The following is a 15828-nucleotide window of genomic DNA, read 5'->3' on the forward strand; positions in this document are numbered from 1 at the left end:
TGGCTGCGGTCAGCCCCCTTGAAAACTGCCGGAGATTACCACAAAGCGTGCCACACACCTACCCCGCGAAGGCGTACGCGCGGCGGCGTCAATGCAGGCGCTTGCGGCACATCAACTGCGCCATCTTGGTATTGTCGGGGCGCTCGACCACACCCTTCTCGGTCACGAGATAGTCCACCAGGTCAGCCGGCGTCACGTCGAACACCGGGTTCGCCGCATGCACCTCGGCCGCCACACGCTGGCCTGCCACCTCCAGCAGTTCGCAACCGTCACGCTCTTCGAGCAGAATGTCTTCGCCGCTTTCCTGACTCATGTCGATGGTCGAACTCGGCGCTACCACCATCAGGCGCACGCCGTGGTGCATGGCATTGACCGCCAGTTGGTAGGTGCCGATCTTGCTGACGACATCACCGTTGGCAGTGATTCGCTCGGCCCCGACGACGACCCAGGTGATGCCCTTGGTCTTCATCAAGTGAGCGGCGGCCGCATCGACATTGAGACTGACCGGCACGCCATCGCCAGCAAGCTCCCAGGCGGTCAGCCGTGAGCCCAGCAGCCAGGGGCGGGTCTCATCGACATGGACATGCTCGATCAACCCTTCCAGATGCGCTGCACGAATCACCCCCAGCGCAGTACCAAAGCCACCCGTGGCCAGCGCACCGGCATTGCCGTGGGTCAGCAACACCTGCGAGTTACCCTGGTGCCGGCGGATCAGCTCCACACCCAACTGCGCCATGGTCAGATTCGCCTCACGATCGCTGACATGAATACCGACCGCCTCGGCCTCCAGCAGCGCGAAGGCATCGTCGCCCTCCTTGAGTCGCGCCAGACGCTCACGCATGCGTTGCAACGCCCAGGACAGATTCGCCGCCGCCGGACGCGAGCGCTTCAGACAGGCAAAATCTTCCTCCAGTGCCTCACGCCAGTCTCCACCAGCCTGCAGCCGAACGCGGGCGCCCAGCACCAGGCCATAGGCTCCGGCGATACCGATGGCCGGCGCACCGCGCACCACCATGTCGCCAATCGCGTCGACCACCTGAGCAGCTGTGTCGCAGCGCAGCCAGACCTGCCGATGCGGCAACAGGCGCTGATCGAGCAGATACAGCGCGCCATCGCGCCACTCGATCGCCTGAACCTTTTCCACCGCCAGCAATTGCTCGCGCATCGCGCACTCCACCTGATAACCGTCAAAAAAGCCGCGGATTATACTCAGACAGGCAGATACCAGCCGAACAATCCGGCACATCCCCACGACTTCAAGCTACGCGCGTTCATCTATACACTGGCGACCTTCCCAGACCCATCAAGTCACACGGACCCAGCCTATGCCCCAAGCCCCACTCGACCTGTTGCTGCTGCCCACCTGGCTGGTGCCCGTGGAGCCGGCCGGGGTCGTGCTGCGCGATCATGGCCTGGGCATCCGCGATGGGCAGATCGCGCTGATTGCGCCACGCGACGAGGCACTGCGCCATCCGGCAACGGAGGTGCGGGAACTGCCGCAATGCCTGCTTGCGCCGGGGCTGATCAACGCCCACGGCCATGCGGCGATGACACTGTTGCGCGGCATTGCCGACGACCTGCCGCTGATGACCTGGCTGCACGAACACATCTGGCCCGCTGAAGGTCGGTGGGTCGACGAGGACTTCGTCCGCGACGGCACCGAGCTGGCCATCGCCGAGCAGATCAAGGGCGGCATCAGCTGCTTCTCCGACATGTACTTCTACCCGCAGGTGGCCGCCGAGTGCGTGCACAACGCCGGCGTGCGGGCACAGATCACCGTTCCCGTGCTGGATTTCCCGGTGCCCGGCGCCCTCAACGCTGCCGAGGCGCTGCGCAAGGGCCTGCAACTGTTCGATGATCTCAAGCAGCACCCACGCATCCGCATCGCCTTCGGCCCGCACGCGCCGTATACGGTGAGTGACGACAAGCTCGAGCAAATTCGCGTGCTGGCTGACGAGCTGGATGCCGGCATTCATATGCACGTGCACGAAACCGCCCAGGAAGTGACCGAAGCCGTCGCCAAGCACGGCGAACGCCCATTGGCGCGCCTCGCTCGCCTCGGCCTGCTCGGCCCGCGCTTCCAGGCGGTGCACATGACGCAGATCGATGACGAGGATCTGGCGTTGCTGGTGGAGCACAACTGCAGCATCGTGCATTGTCCCGAGTCCAACCTGAAACTGGCCAGCGGCTTTTGCCCGGTCGAGCGCCTGTGGCAGGCCGGCGTCAACGTCGCTATCGGCACTGATGGCGCGGCCAGCAACAACGACCTCGACCTGCTCGGCGAAACCCGCACCGCGGCGCTTCTGGCCAAGGCCGTCGCTGGCTCTGCCACCGCCCTCAATGCTCACAGCGCCTTGCGCATGGCCACCCTCAATGGTGCTCGCGCATTGGGCCTGGACACCCAGACCGGCTCGCTGGAGCAGGGCAAACTGGCCGACATCGCCGCCTTCGACCTTTCCGGCCTGGCCCAGCAACCGATCTACGACCCGGTCTCGCAGCTCATCTACGCCAGCGGCCGCGACTGCGTGAAGCATCTTTGGGTCGGCGGCAAACAACTGCTGGAGGATGGCCGCCTGACGCGAATGGACGAAGGCGAACTGATCGCCAAGGCCAGGGAATGGGGAGCCAGGATTGCCAAAAGGTAGCCTGGATGAAATCCGGGAAGAATGCAGCCGCCCCGGATTGCATACGGGCTACGCTCACGGAACGCCTGCGACAAACTGACATACATTGAACGAATCCACGCCGCCCAATGCCCGTTCCCAAACTGGCAACATAGCGGCAATACGCTTTCCAGCTTTGAAAGAGATGCTTATGAGCAACGTCGACCGCGCCGAAATCGCCAAATTCGAGGCCCTGGCACACCGCTGGTGGGACCGCGAAAGCGAGTTCAAACCTCTGCACGACATCAACCCGCTGCGGGTCAACTGGATCGACGAGCGCATCAGCCTGGCCGGCAAGCGTGTGCTGGACGTCGGCTGCGGCGGCGGCATCCTCAGCGAGGCCATGGCCCAGCGCGGCGCCACCGTCAGCGGTATCGACATGGGTGAGGCACCGCTTTCGGTCGCCAAGCTGCACCAACTGGAGTCGGGCGTCGAAGTCGACTACCGGCAGATCACCGCCGAAGCCCTGGCTGAGGAAATGCCGGGCCAGTTCGACGTGGTCACCTGCCTGGAGATGCTCGAGCACGTGCCTGATCCGTCTTCGGTCATCCGCGCCTGCCACAAGCTGGTCAAGCCAGGCGGCCAGGTGTTCTTCTCCACCATCAACCGCAACCCCAAGGCCTACCTGTTCGCGGTGATCGGTGCCGAGTACATCCTGCGCCTGCTGCCGCGCGGCACCCATGACTTCAAGAAATTCATTCGCCCGTCCGAACTGGGCGCCTGGAGCCGCGCAGCCGGCCTCGAGGTCAAGGACATCATCGGTCTGACCTACAACCCGCTGACCAAGCACTACAAACTGGAAGCCGACGTCGACGTCAACTACATGATCCAGACGCTGCGCAAGGAGTGAACCGCATGCGTTTGAAAGCAGTTCTTTTCGACATGGACGGCACCCTGCTCGACTCGGCGCCGGACTTCATCGCCATCACCCAGGCCATGCGCGCCGCTCGCGGCCTGCCACCGCTGGCCGAAAAAGCCATTCGTGACCAGGTATCCGGCGGCGCGCGCGCCATGGTCGCCCGCGCCTTCGATGAGGCCCCGGACTCGGCCACCTTCGAAGCCCTGCGCCAGGAGTTTCTCGAGCGCTATCAGGAACATTGCGCGGTGCTCACCCGCCCGTTCGACGGCATCGAGGCCCTGCTCGGCGATATCGAACAGGCGAGCCTGCCGTGGGGCGTGGCCACCAACAAGCCGGTACGCTACGCCGAGCCGATCATGCAGCGCCTGAATCTGGCCGAGCGCTCGGCGGTGCTGGTCTGCCCGGATCATGTCGAGCAAAGCAAACCCGCACCGGACATGCTGTTGCTCGCCTGCCAGCAGTTGGGCGTCAAACCCGAGGAAGTGCTGTTCATCGGCGACGACGAACGCGACATCGAATCGGGACGCGCCGCCGGCTGCCGCACCGTAGCGGTCACCTATGGCTATATTCACCCTGAAGACAACCCGCGCAATTGGGGCGCCGACGTCGTCGTCGATCACCCATCGGAGCTGCGTGCGGTGCTCGACCGCGCGCTCTGCGGCTGCTGATCACGTAGGGCGGGTGAAACCCGCCATTCTCCCATTTGGCGGGTTGCACCCGCCCTACTCTCAATAGCTCTGCGAAGGATCCCCACATGTTCGACTACACCGCCCGCCCCGACCTGCTCAAGGATCGCGTCATCCTGATCACCGGTGCCGGCCGCGGTATCGGCGCAGCCGCCGCCAAGAGTTTTGCCGCTCATGGCGCCACCGTGTTGCTGCTGGGCAAGACCGAAGCCAACCTGAGCCAGGTATACGACGAGATCGAGGCCGCCGGTCACCCGCAGCCGGTGGTGATTCCCTTCAACCTGGAAACCGCACTGCCGCACCAGTACGACGAACTGGCAGTGATGATCGAGAACGAGTTCGGTCGTCTCGACGGCCTGCTGCATAATGCCTCGATCCTCGGCCCGCGCACGCCACTGGAGCAGCTCTCCGGTGACAACTTCATGCGCGTGATGCACGTCAACGTCAATGCCATGTTCATGCTCAGCAGCACCCTGTTGCCGCTGCTCAAGCTGTCGGAGGATGCCTCCGTCGCCTTCACCTCCAGCAGCGTCGGTCGCAAGGGCCGCGCCTACTGGGGCGCCTACGCGGTCTCCAAGTTCGCCACCGAGGGCCTGATGCAGGTAATGGCCGACGAGCTGGACGGCATCGCTACCGTGCGCGCCAACAGCATCAACCCAGGCGCGACCCGCACCGCCATGCGCGCGCAGGCATATCCTGGGGAGAACCCGGCAACCCGTCCGCAGCCCGAAGAGATCATGCCGCTTTACCTCTATCTGATGGGCCCGGACAGCAAGGGCGTTAATGGCCAGGCGTTCGACGCTCAATAACCACCGTGCCGTGGCCCGCGTCAGAACGGCAGGCCACGGCACGACAGAAATCCGCCGCAACCGATGCAAGGCGGCAGCACATTGCCAGCACTGCCGCCAGACAACCGGCAAGAGATTGCCGATCACCGCACCGAAAAACACACAAATCATTGAATTAAAAGGAATTAAATCAATGAAGAAACAGTTGGCATGGAATTCGCTCTAACCCTCTTGTCGCACCATCGCGCCAGAGGTTCAGCTCCATGGTTCCCCCCAGCCACTCCAACACCATCGATTTCGACGCGGCCAAGCTGCAGCGTCTCGGCTTCACTGCCAGCCGCAACCTGCCGCTCAAGCCCTCCAGCCTGGTGGAGCTGCGCCATCATCTGAGCCTGCAGCTGCAGACCAGCCTGGATGTGGAGCGCATCCTCAACCTGTTCTCTCGCGAAGTGCAGCGCCTGGTGCCGCTCGACGCACTGGCTTTCCAGCATCCCTCCCACGACCTGCGCCTGGAGCTGGGTGAGCGTGCGCCGCATTCGGCGGGCTATCGTCTGAGCCATGAGGGGCAATACCTGGGCGAACTGATCTTTCGCCGCAAGCAGCGCTTCGCCGAGGACGAGCTGATTCAACTGGAGTCGCTGTTGGCCAGCCTGCTGTTCCCGCTGCGCAACGCCCTGCTCTACCGTACCGCGCTGCAAAGCGCATTGCGCGACCCGCTGACCGACACCGGCAACCGCATCGCCATGGACCAGGTGCTGCAGCGCGAGGTGGACCTGGCCCGGCGCAATCTGCAGCCGCTGTCTCTGCTGATGCTCGACATCGACCACTTCAAGAGCATCAACGACAGCCACGGCCATGCGCTCGGTGACGAAGTGCTGAAGGCGGTCGCCCAGACCCTGAAGAACCAGCTGCGCAATATCGATATGGTTTTTCGCTTCGGCGGTGAAGAGTTTCTGGTGATCCTCTCCGGCACCAGCCGTGAGGGAGCGGCGCTGGTGGGCGAGCGCCTGCGCTTTGCAGTGCTGGAACTGCAATGCCTGGATGCCGGCCGCCCGATCGACGTCTCCATCAGCCTCGGTTGCGCCAGCCTGTTGCCGGGCGAGTCCGCCGAAAGCCTGCTGCGCCGAGCTGATAACGCCCTTTATGTGGCCAAGCGCGAAGGTCGCAATCGCCTGTCCATGGCCGGCTGAAAGCTGCAAGGCCAGGGATGAACTCCGCGCCAGAATGAAAAAAGGGACTCTGCGGAGTCCCTTCTTCGTTTATCAGCGTTTGCGACCAAAGCCTGGGCGCTGGCCATCACCCGATGGCGGGCGCTTGCCCGGCGCGGCAGGACGCGGCTTGCGCGCCGGACGCTCGGACAGCTCAACGGCCGGACGTGGCTGACGTTTCTTCACATCACTCGGACGCTCGGCAACCGGCGTACCGCGACCGTTGTCACGGCGCTCAGCGCCTTCCTTGCGGCCGCGCGGCGCACGCTGCTCGGCATCTTCACGGCGAGGCGCACGGCTCGGGCGGGCGCCCTCGCCCGCTTCGTCCTTCGCCGGACGCAGCACGCGCTTGCCGCGCACATCGACCGGCTTGGCCGACTTGCGCTGCAAACGGTCGAGCTTGTCGCGGGTCTTTTCCTTCATCGCCGGCAACGCCTGCGGTGTCAGGCCGACCTCGGCGCTGAGGATGTCCACTTCGCGCTGGTCCATCTCGCGCCAGCGGCCCATGGTCAGTTCGGAGGTGAGGAATACCGGGCCGAAACGCACGCGCTTCAGGCGGCTGACCACCAGCCCCTGGGACTCCCACAGACGACGCACCTCACGGTTACGTCCTTCCATCACCACGCAGTGATACCAGTGGTTGAAGCCTTCGCCACCGGGCGCTTCCTTGATATCGGTGAACTTCGCCGGACCGTCTTCGAGCATGACGCCAGTCTTGAGGTTTTCCAGCATTTCCTCGGTGACCTCGCCACGCACACGCACCGCGTATTCGCGGTCCATCTGATAGGACGGGTGCATCAGGCGGTTGGCCAGTTCACCATCGGTGGTGAACAGCAGCAGGCCGGTGGTATTGATATCGAGACGCCCGATGTTGATCCAGCGGCCTTCTTTCGGACGCGGCAGTCGGTCGAACACAGTGGGACGGCCTTCCGGGTCGTCACGGGTGCAGATCTCGCCGTCCGGCTTGTTGTAGATCAGCACGCGGCGAACCGAACCGGTGATCTCTTCGCGCTTGAGCAGACGGCCATCAAGGGCGATGGCGTCGTTGGCGTCGACGCGCTGGCCCAGGGTCGCAGCGGCGCCATTGACCTTGACCCGCCCTTCGGCGATCCAGGTCTCGATTTCGCGACGCGAGGCCAGCCCGAGGCGGGCCAGGACTTTCTGCAGTTTCTCGCCTGCAGGACGCGGTTGTTCGTGCTCACTCATCTTGGGCACCTCCCGGTGTAGTAGTTGATGATCGAAGGGGCGCGCATCATACGCGCTGCAAAGCTCTTAGGGTAGGTGATGTTGCCCTGCTGTCCACCCTGAACGCCATTGCCAGACGGTCGGCGACGCGATCGCTACGCCAGTTTGAAAGTCATCTTCACGCTGACAAGTCGCCAAGGCCGAGCTAGGGTGCCAGCCATGAACATCATCACGCTGCTTCTACCCTATCAACCACCGTGGGACTGGCAACAGTTCCATGGCCACTTCGCCCTGCGCGCGATCCCGGGCCTTGAGTCGCTGAGCACAGGCAGCTACAGCCGCGGTTTCAGCATAGACGGCACCTCAGGCTGGCTTCAGGTAGCGCCGCTGCCGGGGCAGAACGCGCTGGAGCTGCGCTGCCGCATCGCATCGCCCGCGCATCTCGACCAGCTGGAGCAGCGCGTGCGGCGCATGTTCGATCTCGATAGCGAGCCGGAAGCGATTGCCCGCCACCTGAGCACTGACGAGCTGCTCGCACCGCTGCTGCTGCGCAACCCTGGCCTGCGATTGCCAGTGGCGTTCGATCCTTTCGAGCAGGCGGTGCGCGCCATCGTCGGCCAGCAGGTTACGGTCAAGGCGGCAGTCACCATAGTCGGGCGCCTTGTGCAGCGTGTTGGCACGCCAATCGAGACGCCACAGGCGCTGGGCATCAGCCGCCTGTTTCCGACGCCGCAAGCGCTGGCCGAAGCGGATCTGACCGGCATCGGCATGCCCGGCAAGCGCGTGCAGTGTCTGCAGCATTTCGCTGCACGCATTGCCGACGGCAGTCTGCAACTGAGCCTGCGCGACGGCAGCGCGGCTTTGATCGAGCAACTATGCGCCCTGCCCGGTATCGGCCCGTGGACGGCGGAGTACATCGCCCTGCGCGCCTTCGGTGAGGCCGATGCCTTTCCCGCCAGCGATCTTGGCCTGCTCAAGGCGCCAGTGTGGGGAACCGGGGGCATCGACGCCCGTCGCCTGAAAATTCGTGCGGAAGCCTGGCGCCCGTGGCGGGCCTATGCGGCTGCGCATCTCTGGCATTGCTATTCGGGAGGCTGAGCCATGCATTACCGTCATCACGACAGCCCCATCGGGCCATTGTTTATCGCAGGCGACGAAAATGGCCTGCAGTTGCTATTGATGGAACTGGACAGCCGACCCTGGCGCATCGAGGAAAGTTGGCAACCCGCCGGCCGCGAACTGGACGCCGTGTGCCGCCAGCTCGATGAATACTTCGCCGGCAAGCGCCGCCAGTTCGACCTGCGTCTGGCGCCCAGGGGCACCGCGTTTCAACAGGCTGTGTGGCAGGCGTTGCAGGCCATTCCCTATGGCCGCACCTGCAGCTACTCCGAGCTGGCCGGCGTGATCGGCCGACCACAAGCCGTGCGTGCGGTGGGAACGGCCAACGGCGCCAATCCGATCTCCATCATCGTGCCCTGCCACCGTGTGATCGGCCGCAATGGCAGCCTCACCGGTTATGCCGGCGGTCTACCGCGCAAGCAGCAGTTGCTGGAGCTAGAGGGCGTGTTGCAGCCCGTGCAGGCGCAACTGGCGTTGTAGCCGTCTCTACGGCGCGGGGATACGCGCCAGCGGTTCAGCGCGCAAGCCCAGAGGCAAAGCAAGGATCAGCCCTTCACCCGAAGCAGGGAAGATGCCGGTCAAGGCGGTGATGTTGACCTGGTGGGAAATCAGCACCAAGGGGGCACCAGCTGGCAATTCGTTGATCAGGCGAATCAGCTCGGCAGTCTGCTCGGCGCCATCCTCGGGTTGCCCGAAGAACGAATCCAGCGCAGCGAAGGGTTGCACCGGGCCGCGCTGCATGCCGCTGGCGGTATCCAGCGCACGGCACCAGCGGCTGCTGAGCAAACGTGGTCGCTCGATGCCCTGACGCGCGAGCAGCTCGCCCCAGCGCCGTGCCTCGGCGCGCCCTTGCGCATTGAGGTTGCGCTGGGTTTCGCATTGCCCGAGACGAAAATTGGCCAGATCGCCGGTACCCGGCGCCGTGGCATGGCGCATGAGTATCAGCGCGCGGCCCTCACGCAGAGCCTGCCAGGCATCGGTAGTTTCTGCCGCTGCGCCCCAGAGCGGCAGCAGCACCAGAGCCAGCAGCCAGAGGCGACTCACAATCTGACGTTACCGCGCGGTCCCATCAGCGCCCAGATGATAAGGCCGAGCACCGGCAACAGCACGATCAGCAGAATCCACAGAATCTTGATGCCCGTTTCGGCATTGCTCTTGATCACGTTGATGATGGCCCAGATATCCAGGGCAAGGATGACCAGGCCAATCAGCCCATTGAACATAGAACCCATGACGACACTCCTGCCTGAAAGGTGGCCTTCATAGGATAGTCGGCGCCCAGCCAGGGTTCCCGCAGGGTTTGCCCCATATCAGGCGCGGCATGGGGCTAAGCGTCAGTCTCCCAGGCGTGGAAAGCGCCTGGCGATATCGTCCCCGGTGCGCTCCGGCGTCTCGTCATTCTCGCCCAGGCGCACCACCAGCGCATGCGGCTCCTCGCCGATGTCGAACCAGTGGCGAGTGCCGGCCGGCAGGGTCAGCAGGTCGCCACGCTCGCCCTGCAGCACGTAGACGTAGCCGTCCAGGTGTACGCTGAGCTGGGCGAAACCGCCGAGAAACAACCAGGCGCAGGCCGAGGCCTGTACCTGCTCATCCAGATGGCGCGCACGCAGCTCCAGCTTCTGCGGATGGTTACGCTGCAGGTTGAACAGCTCCTGCTGCACATGACCTTCCTCGCCCATCAACGCCTGCAGCCAGAGGCCGTAAGCCGTATCGAACTCCGCCTGCTCGCAGCCGGGGCGCAACGCGGCCGGCAGCTCCACCTGGCGATAGTCGATGCCTGCCGCCGCCAGGGTGCTGGCGATGTCATCGGCGTGGTTCAGAACCTTGTTCGGCAGTTCCGGTGAGGTATGCAGGTGGACGGCGAGGCTGCTCATGAAGGGTTCACTCGATTCAGGGCCGCTCGGGCGGCAGACGGGTGGCAATGACGTAGGCTGCGAGCAAGGCTACCAGACTGGCGATGGCGAAAGTCCAGGCTGGGCCCAGGCTCTTCCAGCTGTAACCGGCATACAGCGCGCCAAGCGCACCGCCGATGCCGGCCAGGCTGACGTAGAGCGCCTGGGCCTGCCCCTGCTGGCGGTCGGCGAAACTGCGTTGTACAAAGTGGATGCACCCGGCATGGAAGGCGCCGAAGGTGGCAGCGTGCATGCACTGCGCCAGCAGCAACACCGGCAGGTACTGGGGCAGACTGCCCAGCAGCAGCCAGCGTACGGCGGTGATCAGGAAGCTGGCCAGCAACACCGCGCGCAGCGAGTACCGCTGCAGCAGCCGCGCCATGAACAGGAACAGCAGGATCTCGGCCATCACCCCCAGCGCCCAGAACAGGCCGATGGCGCCGCGGCTGTAGCCAACGCCCTCCAGGTGCAGGGTCAGAAAGGTGTAGTACGGACCGTTGCTCAACTGCATCAGCCCAACGCAGATGTAGAACGCGAGAATGCCGGGGCGCCGCAACTGGCGCAGAAAACCCTCAGGCTCCAGTGTGCTCGGGCGCAGCACAGGCTCTGCGTTGGGCACCCAGACACTGCTGATGACGATACCGGCCATGATTACCAGCAGCGCCGCCGGATAGGCATCCAGGCTCAGCCACTCGAACAGCAGGCCGAGGCCGACCACGGCGACGATAAAACCGATGCTGCCCCACAGGCGAATCTGGCTGTAGCGCGCCGCCTGCTCGCGCAGATGGGCCAGGGTGATGACCTCGAACTGCGGCAACACCGCATGCCAGAAAAAGGCATGGGTGGCCATGATCAGCGCCAGCCAGGCATAGCTCTGCCCGAGAAAGATGCCAGCGAAGCAGACCAAGGTGCACAACGCGCCGAGGCGCACGATCAGCAGGCGCTGGCCGGTGTGGTCACCCAACCAGCCCCACAGGTTCGGTGCCAGACAGCGCATCAGCATAGGAATGGCGATCAGTTCGCCGATCCGCGCCGGGGAAAAGCCCAGGTGATCGAAGTACAGCGCCAGAAACGGCGCCGTACCCCCAAGCAGGGCGAAATAGAAGAAATAGAAACCGGAAAGCCGCCAGTACGGCAGGGCCGCGCTCATGCCACAGTCCGGATCACAGCTGCGGCAGCACCGGCGTGGTGACGTTCACGTCGGCGTTCTGCGCGCGGTGACGCAGCAGGTGATCCATCAGTACGATGGCCATCATCGCCTCGGCAATGGGCGTGGCGCGGATGCCGACGCAGGGGTCGTGACGGCCCTTGGTGATCACGTCCACCGGATTGCCGTTGACGTCGATGGAACGCCCCGGCGTGGTGATGCTGGAGGTCGGCTTGAGCGCCAGGTGGGCGATGATCGGCTGGCCGCTGGAGATGCCACCGAGAATGCCGCCGGCGTTATTGGAGAGGAAACCTTCCGGGGTCAGTTCGTCACGGTGCTCGGTGCCACGCTGGGCGACGCAGGCGAAGCCGGCGCCGATCTCCACGCCCTTGACTGCGTTGATACTCATCAGCGCATGGGCCAGTTCGGCATCGAGGCGGTCGAAAATCGGCTCGCCAAGGCCCGGCATCACCCCTTCGGCTACCACGGTGATCTTCGCGCCGACCGAATCCTGGTCACGGCGCAGCTGATCCATGTAGGCCTCCAGCTCCGGCACCTTGTCCGGGTCGGGGCTGAAGAAGGCATTCTGCTCGACGCTGTCCCAGCTCTTGAACGGAATCTCGATGGGGCCAAGCTGGCTCATGTAGCCACGGATGACGATGCCCTGGCTGGCCAGGTACTTCTTGGCGATGGCGCCGGCCGCCACACGCATGGCGGTTTCGCGCGCCGAACTGCGACCGCCGCCACGGTAGTCACGGATACCGTACTTGTGGTGGTAGGTGTAGTCGGCGTGGGCCGGGCGGAACAGATCCTTGATCGCCGAATAGTCCTTGGACTTCTGGTCGGTGTTGCGGATCAGCAGACCGATGGAGCAACCAGTGGTCTTGCCCTCGAACACGCCGGAGAGGATTTCCACCTCGTCGGCTTCCTGGCGCTGCGTGGTGTGGCGGCTGGTGCCAGGCTTGCGGCGGTCGAGGTCGCGCTGCAGGTCTTCCAGGGAGATCTCGACACCGGGCGGGCAACCGTCGACGATGGCGACCAGCGCCGGGCCATGGCTTTCGCCAGCGGTGGTGACGGTGAACAGCTTGCCGTAGGTATTGCCGGACATGGGAAGACGCTCCGCGAGATTCAGCACAGGCCTGCCACTGCGCAGGCCCGATTCACAAGGTGGGCGAGTATACCTGCCACCTACTTGCAGTTCACCCCGAACCTTGCTCGTTCGGATGCGTCCAATGCCAGTCTGCCACTACCCTACCCTCATCATGCTGCGAGCCCTGCTCTTGTCCCTCACCCTGATCACCGGCCTGGCCCAGGCCAGCACCACCCGCCAACTGCCCATCAGCCTCGATACCGACCAAGGCACCCTGTACGGCAGCCTGCTGGTGCCGCAAAGCGATAAGCCGGTACCGGTGGCGCTGCTGATCGCCGGCTCCGGCCCCACGGATCGCAATGGCAACAACCCCGAGGGCGGTCATAACGATGCGCTGAAAAAGCTGGCTCAGGTTCTGGCGCGCAATGGCATCGCCAGCCTGCGCTACGACAAGCGCGGCGTGGCCGCCAGCCGTGCCGCGACGCCGGATGAAAAGGACCTCAGCGTCGAACGCTACGTGGCCGATGCCGAAGGCTGGGCCAGGCTGCTCAGGGACGATCCACGTTTCGAGCGGCTGATTCTCATCGGTCACAGCGAGGGCGCGCTGGTCGCCAGCCTTGCCGCGTCCGGTGGCCAGGCCGACGCGCTGGTGTCGATTGCCGGCCCCGCCTACCCGATCGGTCAGGTGCTGGACATGCAACTGGCCATGCGCCTGCCACAGCCGTTGCTGGATGAGAGCCGGCACATTCTCGCCAACCTGATCCGCGGCAAGCTGCAGCCCAAGGTTCCGGAGGAGTTGCAGGTGGTGTATCGCCCCAGCGTGCAGCCCTACCTGATCAGCCTGCTGCGCCAGGACCCGGCGGAGAACTTCGCCGCACTGCAGATTCCCGCGCTGATCGTGCAGGGCAGCCACGATGCCCAGGTCAGCCCGGACAACGCCGAGGTGCTCAAGCAGGCCAAGCCCGACGCCGAGCTGGCGCTGATTCCCGGCATGAACCATGTCATGCGCATCACACCGGCGGCCTGGAACGAACAGGTAGCGTCCTATGACGATCCACAGCTACCCTTGGCCCGTGCGCTGGGCGAGCGGATCGTCGCCTTTATTCGCTCCAGTGCTGAGGAAAACGGCCGATAACGCATCGAAGGCCGCCGAACAGTACACAGGACGCCCATGAGCGAAAATCCAGCCCCACAGACGCAAGCCGCCGACGCCGAAGCAGTTGCAGGCGAAACGCCTGCTGCGCCGCATCCCTGGTCTGATCTGCCAGCCGAGCAGTTCAGCCTGCTGCGTCTGGCGCCGCTGCCCGTCGACCGCGAAACCGGGCCCAGGCCGCTACGCTTCGTCCAGCTCGGCCGGGTAGAACGGCACGCCAAGGACACCAGCCTGTTGCGCCTGACCATCCAGGTGCCCGGCCAGCGCCTGCATCGTCAGACCAACCTGCTGGAAGTCTGGGCCGACCATCAGAACAAGGAGGTGCGCTTCGGCCCGGACAAGGGCTTGAGCGTGGAGCCGGCCAATCGCGGCCTGGGGCGTTTCCTGATGGCCCAGGGCATCGCCTGGGCACGCAAGCATTACGCACACTACCAGGTGGAAGGTGGTGCTCTGCCGACCAAGGACAACTTCAACGAGGCCGCTCGCGCTCGCCGAGACCACGCGCTGAAGGCGCAGGGTTTCACCATCGAGTACAGCGACCCGTTGCAGCTCAAGCCTTTCTACAGCGCACCGCGGGTAAGCTCGCTACACGGTGACTGGCAGGCCGAAAAGGTGCAGATCGTCGAACTGCTCGACGCCGCCGCGATGCTGCAGCAGGCCGACCAGACACTGCAGGAGCAGGACGTAAAACTGCGCAAGCTGGAAGACCGGGTCGATCGCCTGAAGCGCGAAGACAGCGGCCTGCGCTTCACCATCACCTGCCTGGTGGCGTTCAGCCTGTTTCAGGCGGGGTTGCTGATCTGGATCGCCACGCGCTGAGCAAGCGAATCACACCAGCGCGCCCGTAGGGTGGATCGCGCTCTATCGATCCACCGTTGTGGTGGATGTGAAAAGCGACATCCACCCTACGCAACTACGCGCCCCCCTGTAGGAGCGAATTCATTCGCGATCATCACGTTCTTTATGCCGGCCGCCTTTCGCGGATAAATCCGCTCCTACAGGCCGTGCAGCCACATCCATCCGCTGCCGTGGAGCGGCTTCTGCCGCGAAAAAATATCGGTCAGCCCTTCACTCGCGAACGAAACAGTTCCTGATGCTCGCGGCACTGCTTGGCCGCCAGCAGGAACACGCCGTGCCCGCCGCGCTGGAAGTCCAACCAGGTGAAGTCCACCTCCGGATACAGCGCCTCGACATGCACCTGGCTGTTGCCCACTTCGACGATCAGTACGCCGCGTTCGGTCAGGTGATCCGCCGCTTCGGCCAACATGCGTCGCACCAGATCCAGCCCATCATCGCCACAGGCCAGGCCCATCTCAGGCTCGTGCTGGTATTCGGCCGGCATATCGGCGAAATCCTCGGCGTCGACATAAGGTGGGTTGGACACGATCAGATCGAAACGCTGCCCAGGCAATTCGGCGAAACCATCGCCCTGCACGCAATAGACGCGCTCCTCCAGGCCATGGCGCTCTATGTTGAGGTTGGCCACCTCCAGCGCATCGAACGACAGGTCGCCCAACACCACTTCCGCCTCGGGAAATTCGTAAGCGCAGGCGATGCCGATGCAGCCGGAACCGGTGCACAGATCGAGAATGCGCGCCGGCTCGGTCGGCAGCCAGGGTGAGAAATGACGATCGATCAGCTCGGCGATTGGCGAGCGCGGTACCAGCACGCGCTCATCGACCACGAAGGGCAAGCCGCAGAACCAGGCTTCGCCCAGCAGGTAGGCGGTAGGAACGCGCTCTTCAATGCGGCGCTTGAGCAGTGCCTGCAGGTGGGCATGCTCGTCGTCTTCCAGGCGGCAATCGAGGTAGGCGTCGGAGATTTCCCAGGGCAGGTGCAGCGCACCGAGCACCAGTTGGCGCGCCTCGTCCCAGGCGTTGTCGGTGCCGTGGCCGAAGAACAGTTGCTCGGCCTGAAAACGGCTGACAGCCCAGCGGATGTAATCACGCAGGGTGCGTAAACGGGTAGTGAGAGCGGTCACGGGCGGCCTCCGAATGAAAAGTGCGGAAGTTTAGCCCAGGGCGGTAGCCAGCGCATG

The 15828-nt window shown here is 64.3% G+C and carries 18 protein-coding genes; 10 read left to right on the plus strand and 8 right to left on the minus strand.

All coding sequences use genetic code 11. The features are described 5' to 3' along the window. Positions 1-88 precede the first annotated feature (88 nt). Positions 89-1165, minus strand: a complete 1077-nt coding sequence (mtnA, locus tag B2U07_RS02830) for an S-methyl-5-thioribose-1-phosphate isomerase (RefSeq protein ID WP_275544767.1) — start codon at positions 1163-1165, stop codon at positions 89-91. 160 nt (positions 1166-1325) lie between these two features. On the opposite strand from mtnA, the gene B2U07_RS02835 reads away from it, so the two are divergent. The 6 genes from B2U07_RS02835 (at position 1326) to B2U07_RS02860 (ending at position 6186) form a co-directional block, all read left to right on the plus strand. Next, the gene (locus B2U07_RS02835; protein WP_275544766.1) at positions 1326-2645 is read left to right on the plus strand and encodes a TRZ/ATZ family hydrolase; all 1320 of its coding nucleotides are present in this window, start codon (positions 1326-1328) and stop codon (positions 2643-2645) included. 169 nt (positions 2646-2814) lie between these two features. Continuing rightward, positions 2815-3513, plus strand: coding sequence for a bifunctional 2-polyprenyl-6-hydroxyphenol methylase/3-demethylubiquinol 3-O-methyltransferase UbiG (gene ubiG / locus B2U07_RS02840; protein ID WP_275544765.1), 699 nt, complete (start codon positions 2815-2817; stop codon positions 3511-3513). Further along, entirely contained in the window at positions 3510-4190 is a 681-nt protein-coding gene (gene mupP / locus B2U07_RS02845; RefSeq protein WP_275544764.1) for an N-acetylmuramic acid 6-phosphate phosphatase MupP, read from the plus strand. Before ubiG ends, mupP begins: the two co-directional genes overlap by 4 nt. An 86-nt stretch (positions 4191-4276) precedes the next feature. Beyond that, positions 4277-5017: a YciK family oxidoreductase gene (locus B2U07_RS02850; protein WP_275544763.1), complete on the plus strand. Its 741-nt coding sequence runs from the start codon at positions 4277-4279 to the stop codon at positions 5015-5017. Then, positions 4992-5222 carry a hypothetical protein gene (locus tag B2U07_RS02855; RefSeq protein ID WP_275544762.1) on the plus strand — a complete coding sequence of 77 codons (231 nt, stop codon included), beginning with the start codon at positions 4992-4994 and terminating at the stop codon, positions 5220-5222. The genes B2U07_RS02850 and B2U07_RS02855 overlap by 26 nt, the downstream gene beginning before the upstream one ends. 37 nt (positions 5223-5259) lie before the next feature. Beyond that, positions 5260-6186, plus strand: a complete 927-nt coding sequence (locus tag B2U07_RS02860) for a GGDEF domain-containing protein (RefSeq protein WP_197859330.1) — start codon at positions 5260-5262, stop codon at positions 6184-6186. A gap of 72 nt (positions 6187-6258) precedes the next feature. Here B2U07_RS02860 and rluB read toward each other — a convergent pair whose 3' ends face one another. Then, positions 6259-7410, minus strand: coding sequence for a 23S rRNA pseudouridine(2605) synthase RluB (gene rluB, locus B2U07_RS02865; RefSeq protein ID WP_275544761.1), 1152 nt, complete (start codon positions 7408-7410; stop codon positions 6259-6261). 198 nt (positions 7411-7608) lie between these two features. On the opposite strand from rluB, the gene B2U07_RS02870 reads away from it, so the two are divergent. Then, positions 7609-8487, plus strand: a complete 879-nt coding sequence (locus B2U07_RS02870) for a DNA-3-methyladenine glycosylase family protein (RefSeq protein ID WP_275544760.1) — start codon at positions 7609-7611, stop codon at positions 8485-8487. Positions 8488-8490: 3 nt separating this feature from the next. After that, entirely contained in the window at positions 8491-8988 is a 498-nt protein-coding gene (locus tag B2U07_RS02875; protein ID WP_275544759.1) for a methylated-DNA--[protein]-cysteine S-methyltransferase, read from the plus strand. Between the two features lie 6 nt (positions 8989-8994). On the opposite strand, the gene B2U07_RS02880 is transcribed toward B2U07_RS02875, so the two are convergent. From B2U07_RS02880 to aroC, 5 genes are all read right to left on the minus strand, one after another. Continuing rightward, entirely contained in the window at positions 8995-9552 is a 558-nt protein-coding gene (locus B2U07_RS02880; RefSeq protein ID WP_275544758.1) for a histidine phosphatase family protein, read from the minus strand. Beyond that, positions 9549-9740: a PLDc N-terminal domain-containing protein gene (locus tag B2U07_RS02885; protein ID WP_197859325.1), complete on the minus strand. Its 192-nt coding sequence runs from the start codon at positions 9738-9740 to the stop codon at positions 9549-9551. Before B2U07_RS02885 ends, B2U07_RS02880 begins: the two co-directional genes overlap by 4 nt. A gap of 102 nt (positions 9741-9842) precedes the next feature. Next, positions 9843-10382 (minus strand): acireductone dioxygenase, encoded by a 540-nt coding sequence (locus B2U07_RS02890; protein ID WP_275544757.1) that lies wholly within the window; start codon positions 10380-10382, stop codon positions 9843-9845. 16 nt (positions 10383-10398) lie between these two features. Continuing rightward, positions 10399-11550: an MFS transporter gene (locus B2U07_RS02895; protein ID WP_275544756.1), complete on the minus strand. Its 1152-nt coding sequence runs from the start codon at positions 11548-11550 to the stop codon at positions 10399-10401. A 13-nt stretch (positions 11551-11563) separates the two neighbouring features. Further along, positions 11564-12655 carry a chorismate synthase gene (aroC, locus tag B2U07_RS02900; RefSeq protein WP_275544755.1) on the minus strand — a complete coding sequence of 364 codons (1092 nt, stop codon included), beginning with the start codon at positions 12653-12655 and terminating at the stop codon, positions 11564-11566. 124 nt (positions 12656-12779) lie between these two features. Between aroC and B2U07_RS02905 the strand changes: the two genes are divergently transcribed. Together B2U07_RS02905 and B2U07_RS02910 are read left to right on the plus strand one after the other, a co-directional pair. Beyond that, on the plus strand, positions 12780-13772 hold the full coding sequence (locus B2U07_RS02905; protein WP_275544754.1) for an alpha/beta hydrolase: 993 nt from the start codon (positions 12780-12782) through the stop codon (positions 13770-13772). A gap of 36 nt (positions 13773-13808) precedes the next feature. Next, on the plus strand, positions 13809-14609 hold the full coding sequence (locus tag B2U07_RS02910; RefSeq protein ID WP_275544753.1) for a hypothetical protein: 801 nt from the start codon (positions 13809-13811) through the stop codon (positions 14607-14609). A gap of 241 nt (positions 14610-14850) precedes the next feature. Here B2U07_RS02910 and prmB read toward each other — a convergent pair whose 3' ends face one another. After that, positions 14851-15771, minus strand: coding sequence for a 50S ribosomal protein L3 N(5)-glutamine methyltransferase (gene prmB / locus B2U07_RS02915; protein WP_275544752.1), 921 nt, complete (start codon positions 15769-15771; stop codon positions 14851-14853). Positions 15772-15828 lie beyond the last annotated feature (57 nt).

Origin of the sequence: Pseudomonas sp. UBA7530, from assembly GCF_002479365.1 — a bacterium.
Lineage (GTDB): Bacteria > Pseudomonadota > Gammaproteobacteria > Pseudomonadales > Pseudomonadaceae > Aquipseudomonas.